This is a genomic window from Mesorhizobium sp. M1A.F.Ca.IN.020.06.1.1 (genome assembly GCF_004023265.1).
Taxonomy (GTDB): domain Bacteria; phylum Pseudomonadota; class Alphaproteobacteria; order Rhizobiales; family Rhizobiaceae; genus Mesorhizobium.
The window spans coordinates 1-1,303 of record NZ_RZSR01001287.1 but is presented as its reverse complement, the minus strand read 5'-3'; the positions used below and the strand labels follow the sequence as shown (position 1 = coordinate 1,303).

Here is a 1,303-nt window from a genome sequence, read left to right as displayed (position 1 = left end):
AGATGAAGAAGAAGGTCGGCAGCGCGCCGGACATCTGAGCAGCAAGCGGCTCTTCATGGAATTGCTTCACAAAAACCCTATGAATCGCCCGGCGAAAAGCACGCAGGTCCACAGACCGAGCGAAATCACGGCCAGGACGGCCGCGATGCCCCCGGCCGACTCGGCCACCCCGCTCGTGCGGGTCAAGCGCGTGAAGGCGAGGAAATTGGCCCCCGCTAGCAGGATCAGCGTTATCTTGGCAAGGAAGATCGGCATCGCCGCATAGGTGCCCGCCTTTACCGAAAACAGCAGCGCCCCGGTGATGATCGCGCCGCCAAACGCCCCAAGGGCTACGCGGCGCAGCAGCGCGACGAACGGCGCGTGGGGCAGCGAGCGGAAGGCGCCAAGGACGCTGAAATCCATGAGGCCGACGCTGGTGAGCAGCGCGCCGACCGCCATGATGTGCAGCGCGTTGACGATCGGATAAGCGACGAAGGAGGCTTTCAGCCCCCGCACCAAGGCAAGCTGCTCGATGCCGGCCAGAAACTCCGCCATCTAGGCAGGCGGCAGGCGGTCGGGATAGACGTCGTAGCGCTTGCCGCCGACGATGATGCGCACCGCCTTCATGCGCTTTTCCGCCTCCTCGCGCGAGCGATGGCCGATCGCGGTCACCGCGTCGCCGACCTTGGCGACCTCCTCGGTGAAGCCGGCGGCGATGGTGCGGGCCGGCGGCGCCATCTCCACCCGCCACACCTCCCCCTTCGCATCGACGTCCAGCGTCGCATGCGGATTGCCGATATAGATCGCCGCGATCTTGCCCTTGAGCTCGAAGAAGTCGTCCTGCGTCCACGACCAGCCGTGATGGGCATAGGCGGCAGTGCCAAACATCAACGCCGCCGCCAGCACGACGCCCTGCATGGGGTTCAACGGTAACTGCATCGCCCGTCTCCTCCACTCCTCCTGCCAGGGTGGAAAGTAGGCGACGGCACGGCCAGGTCAAATCACATCGGAGCGTAAGCCCGGCATGGCACGAATTTAGGGTCCGCGGCGTCCACAGCACGATCAGGCCTTGCTACAGGCCTTCATGCTCCCCATTTTCGCTTCTCCAGGCCGCTCTTCGCATGCATCGGAGGCGGTCGAACTCACGTCTGAGCGAGGCAAACCATGAGCAGCATGAGGGACCGTCAGGAAGGCTTCGAAAAGAAATTCGCAATGGACGAGGAGACGAAGTTCAAGGCCGTGGCGCGCCGGAACAAGCTGCTCGGCCTGTGGGCCGCCGAGAAGCTCGACAAGTCCGGCGTGGATGCCGACGCCTATGCGAAAG

At 64.2% G+C, this 1,303-nt stretch carries 3 protein-coding genes; 1 reads left to right on the top strand and 2 read right to left on the bottom strand.

Annotated elements, in window-relative coordinates; genetic code table 11:
* Window positions 1–66 precede the first annotated feature (66 nt).
* Window positions 67–534 carry a hypothetical protein gene (locus tag EOA60_RS33335; protein WP_095823224.1) on the bottom strand — a complete coding sequence of 156 codons (468 nt, stop codon included), beginning with the start codon at window positions 532–534 and terminating at the stop codon, window positions 67–69.
* Entirely contained in the window at window positions 535–918 is a 384-nt protein-coding gene (locus EOA60_RS33330) for a DUF6152 family protein (protein ID WP_095823225.1), read from the bottom strand.
* A 225-nt stretch (window positions 919–1,143) separates the two neighbouring features.
* Here EOA60_RS33330 and EOA60_RS33325 point away from each other — a divergent pair.
* Window positions 1,144–1,303: ATPase inhibitor subunit zeta (locus tag EOA60_RS33325; protein WP_128312636.1), on the top strand; the 160-nt coding region annotated here is incomplete at its 3' end.